The sequence below is a fragment of the Micromonospora sp. KC213 genome, assembly GCF_004348325.1.
Lineage (GTDB): Bacteria > Actinomycetota > Actinomycetes > Mycobacteriales > Micromonosporaceae > Micromonospora.
The window spans coordinates 1-4,449 of sequence record NZ_SMKF01000283.1 but is presented as its reverse complement, the minus strand read 5'-3'; the positions used below and the strand labels follow the sequence as shown (position 1 = coordinate 4,449).

Annotated in this window: 5 protein-coding genes; 4 read left to right on the top strand and 1 reads right to left on the bottom strand. The window is 71.9% G+C overall.

The features are described from left to right. Window positions 1-652: DUF4230 domain-containing protein (locus tag E1166_RS29680; protein ID WP_207914651.1), on the top strand; the 652-nt coding region annotated here is incomplete at its 5' end. 58 nt (window positions 653-710) lie between these two features. On the opposite strand, the gene E1166_RS29675 is transcribed toward E1166_RS29680, so the two are convergent. After that, window positions 711-914 (bottom strand): PspC domain-containing protein, encoded by a 204-nt coding sequence (locus E1166_RS29675; RefSeq protein WP_132266555.1) that lies wholly within the window; start codon window positions 912-914, stop codon window positions 711-713. 449 nt (window positions 915-1,363) lie between these two features. On the opposite strand from E1166_RS29675, the gene E1166_RS29670 reads away from it, so the two are divergent. The 3 genes from E1166_RS29670 to E1166_RS29660 form a co-directional block, all read left to right on the top strand. After that, the gene (locus tag E1166_RS29670) at window positions 1,364-2,191 is read left to right on the top strand and encodes an ABC transporter permease (protein ID WP_132266558.1); all 828 of its coding nucleotides are present in this window, start codon (window positions 1,364-1,366) and stop codon (window positions 2,189-2,191) included. A 1-nt stretch (window position 2,192) separates the two neighbouring features. Next, the gene (locus E1166_RS29665) at window positions 2,193-2,936 is read left to right on the top strand and encodes an ABC transporter ATP-binding protein (RefSeq protein ID WP_132343135.1); all 744 of its coding nucleotides are present in this window, start codon (window positions 2,193-2,195) and stop codon (window positions 2,934-2,936) included. Between the two features lie 41 nt (window positions 2,937-2,977). Then, the coding region (locus tag E1166_RS29660; protein ID WP_243710591.1) for a CDP-alcohol phosphatidyltransferase family protein at window positions 2,978-4,449 on the top strand (1,472 nt) is incomplete at its 3' end.

Here is a 4,449-nt window from a genome sequence, read left to right as displayed (position 1 = left end):
GGGGGCCTCGGGTGGGCCGGTGAAGCGCCTGCTGCTGCTGCTCGGCGCGGCGGCGCTGGTGGTGGTCGCGCTGCTCGGCGCCCAGACCGCCGGGATCTTTCCGGACTTCCGCAACCCGTTCGCCGAGGAGCAGACCGACCGCAGCCAGCCGCCGCTGCTCAAGTCGATCCAGGATCTCAGCCGCTACGTCGCCGCCGAGGGCAACTTCCAGGTCGTCGTCGACCTGCAGAGGGACCGGAACAACGTGCCCGAGTGGCTGCTCAACCAGCGGACGCTGTTCGTCGGGGCGGGCAGCGTCGAGGCGTACGTCGACTTCTCGAAGCTGTCGGAGGGTGCGTTGGTGGTCTCCCCGGACGGTAAGTCCGTCGAGGTCCGGCTGCCCGCACCGCAGCTCGGCGAGACCAACCTGGACCTGGAGTCGAGCTACGTCTTCGCCGAGGAGCGCGGCCTGCTCAACCGGGTGGGTGAGCTGGTCGACGGTGACCCCAACCGACAGCAGCAGGTCTACCGGCTGGCCGAGGAGCGGATCACCGCGGCGGCCCGGGACAGCGGCCTGCCGCAGCGGGCCGAGGAGAACACCCGCAAGATGCTGGAGGGTCTGCTCCGTTCGCTCGGCTACGAGCGGGTGACGGTCACCTACACCGCCCCCTGACCTGCGGGCCTGGCCGGGGCGAGGCCCGCCGCGCCCCGGCCCGGATCCCGTCCCGGCGTCAGTGGCCGGTCGCGGCGCGGTCCTCGTTGGGCATCAGGATCCACAGCACCAGGTAGACGATCACCTGGGTGCCGGGCAGCAGCAGTGACAGCAGGAACAGCAGCCGGATCAGGTTGGCCGAGGTGTTGAACCGGCGGGCCAGGCCGGCGCAGACGCCGGCGAGCATGCGCCCCTGGCGGGGTCGGACCAGTTTGCGACTCATCGTCGTACTCCCACTCTGCGGCGATCCGCCGCGCTGACCTCCACGGTAGGAAGGGGTGGTCGACTCGCCCTCCGTCCCGAGGGGGATCCGGTGACTGCGTACCCGTAGGTGATTACCCGTGGCGGTCCCGACCGACGCGCCCACCCGGCCCGGTCGTTCCGGGCCGCCGCTGCGCCGTTCGCCGCATGGTGCGCTGTCTTAGCGCGGTCAAGCCGCCTTAGCGCGGTCAAGCCGCGACATGCCGCAGCCGGAGCCGATCACCGGTGCCGCGGCTCAGGTGAAGGATCCGCTGCGTCGAGCGGCACCGGTGGCTAGCATCAAGGCGATCACGGCCGCGCGGCCGGCGTCGCGCGGGAACGGGGTGGCCCGGCATCGTGATCGAGTGCCGACGGGCGTTCGTTCACCTACTGCTAACCTTTCGTCCGTTCTTCTTCAGGCGGGAGGCGACGGTGACCGCTGGCGTGGCAGCTCTCTGGTCGCACCGCAACTCCCTGCGCATCCTGGTCAAGCGGGACCTGGCGGTGAAGTACCAGCAGTCGGTGCTGGGCTACCTCTGGTCGTTGATCGAACCGCTCGGCATGGGTGCGATCTACTTCTTCGTCTTCGGCGTGCTCTACTCCGGCGACACCAGCCGGCACCTCGGGCAGGCGGCCGACTCGTACCCGCTCTTCCTGATCACCGGCATCTTCGCCTGGATGTGGACCAGTTCGGCGCTGAGCGAGGCGACCGGCGCGCTGACCGGGCAGTCCCGCCTGATCACCACGATGAACGTGCCCCGGCAGGTCTTCCCGATCGGCCGGGTCACCGGCCGGTTCGCCGAGTACGTCGCGGGCCTGCCGATCCTGGTCGCGGTGGCCGCCGTCTACGCGGCGCACGGCCGCATCGACCCCGGCTGGTCACTGCTCGCCCTGCCGCTGGCGGTGCTGGTGCAGGCCACCCTGCTGATCGGGTTGTCGCTGCTGCTCTCCGCGGTCAACGTGCTGATGCGCGATGTCGAGCGGTTCATGCGGCTGATCGTCCGGGTGCTCTTCTACGCCACGCCGATCATCTACCCGTTGAGCCTGGTCCGGGACTCGGAGCTGCCGGGCTGGCTGAAGGTGGCGTACGAGCTGAACCCGCTGGTCGGGATCTTCCAGCTCCAGCACGCCATCTGGTATCCGGACGAGTTCCCGGACGCCCGGCTGCTGACCACCACGGTCGGCGGCAGCGTGCTGGTGTTGGTCGCCGGTTGGTGGACGTTCCGCCGGCTCGAACCGGCCGTGCTCAAGGAGCTGTGAGGTGGCTCCGATCATCGAGGCCGAGGGCCTCGGCATCCGCTTCGTCCGCAACCGCCGCCGGCAGTTGCGGCTGCGGGAGCTGTTCATCCACCGGGGCGGACGCGGAGCGGCGGCCGGCCGGTTCTGGCCGCTGCGGGACGTGTCGTTCAGCGTCGAGGCGGGCGACACGGTCGGCGTGATCGGACGCAACGGCACCGGCAAGAGCACCCTGCTGCGGCTGATCGCCGGGGTGCTCATCCCGGACGAGGGGCGGATCACCGTCCGGGGCGACGTGGCACCCCTGCTGGAACTTTCCGCCGGCTTCTCCAACGACCTCACCGGGCGGGAGAACCTGTACCTTGTCGGCGGCCTGCACGGGCTGTCGTCGGGATACCTGAAGCGGCACTTCGACGAGATCGTCTCGTTCGCCGGCGAGCAGGTGGAGGGCGCCATCGACACCTCGGTCCGGCACTACTCGTCGGGGATGAAGGTCCGGCTCGGGTTCGCGATCATCTCGCACCTGCCGCATCCGATCCTGCTGATGGACGAGGTGACCGCGGTGGGCGACGCGGAGTTCCGCAAGAAGTGTTATTCGACGATCGACCGACTGCTCGCGGAGGGGCGCACCTTGGTGCTGGTGTCACACAACGAGAAGGATCTGACCCGGTTCTGCCGACGAGGGCTCTACCTCGACGGCGGGCGGCTGATCGTGGACGGCACGGTCGCCGAGGCGCTCGACGCGTACCACGCCGCGGTCCCGCGGTGACGCTCGCGATCGTGCTCGCCGCCGGTGCGCCGGCCGCGAGCCTGCCGACCTCGACCGGGGAGTCCCTCGCCGACCGGCTAACCGCGCAGTGGCGGCGGGCCGGGGTGGACGAGGTCCGCGCCGTCGCCGATCTGGCCGAACTCGCCGCCCTGGTGGACACCGCCACCGGGCCGGTGGTGGTCAGCGGGGCCGATCTGGTCGCGCACACCGCCGTACTCAGGCATCTGCGGACCAGTCCGGTCGGGTCGACGGTGGCCCTGGTGCTCACCGATCCGCCGGCCGACGGCCGGGTCGCGGTCCGCGAGGAACGAGGCCAGGTGGTGGCGGCCGGGCCGGACCTGGCCGACGCGACCGGTGTGTTCGGTGGGGCGCTGCGGGTCGGCGTGGGCGACCTGCCGGCGCTCGCCGCCGCTGCCCGGGCCGCCGCGGTCGCGCCGGCGGCCGGGCCCGCGGTGGACCGGCTCTTCGCCGCCCTCACCGCGCTCGGCACGCTGACCTTCGCCCACCGGGTACGCCTGCTCGTGGCGCACCGGGTCGGCGACACCGCCGGGCTGCACGCCGCCGAGGCGGCGCTGGCGGGGGTGGACGAGGACCGCGCCGAGCTGCGGCTGTCGGTCAAGGAGCGGGACGACTTCTTCACCACCTACTTCGTCAGCACCTGGTCGCCCTACGTGACGAAGGCGTGTGCCCGGCTGCGGCTGAGCCCGACGGCGGTCACGATGATCTCGGTACTCTTCGCCGCGGTCGCGGCGGTGCTCTTCGGTGTCGGCGGCCGGCCCGCGCTGGTGGCCGGCGGTGTCCTGCTCTACCTGGGCTTCGTGCTGGACTGCGTGGACGGGCAGTTGGCCCGTTACACCCGGCACTTCAGCGCCTGGGGCGGCTGGCTGGACACGATGGCCGACCGGGCGAAGGAGTACCTGGTCTACGCCGGCCTCGGCTTCGGGGCCACCGCCGCCGGGTTCCGCCTCGGTTGGGCGCTGGCGATCGCGGCGATGACGTTGCAGACCGTCCGGCACATGACCGACGCCTGGTACGGGGTGCTGCACGACGAGGCGGCCCGGCGGCCCCGGCCGGCGGCGGGTGCGGGCAGCGGTATCGGCGGGATGCTCAACGCCGCCTCGACCCGGGTGCAGGCGGACACCGGTTCGGTGTCGTACTGGTTGAAGCGGACGGTGGTCTTCCCGATCGGGGAGCGGTGGGCGTTGATCGCGCTGACCGCCGCGCTGTTCGGCCCGACGGTCAGCCTGGTGGCGGTGCTGGTCTGGGGGTCGCTCGCGTTCGCGTACACCGGGGCGCTGCGTACCCTGCGGGCCCGTTGGATGTGGGTGCCGGTGCTGGACACCGTCGACGCGACCCTGCACCGCGACGACGGGCCGTTGGCGACCCGGATGCCGGTGCTGCGCCCGGTGGGGCCGTTGACGCTGGCCGTGGTCGGGGCGCTCGGCCCGGCGGTGCTGCTGGTGGCGGCGTTGGTCGCGGCCGGCGGCGGGGGTGCGGGCGGGCTGCGCTGGTG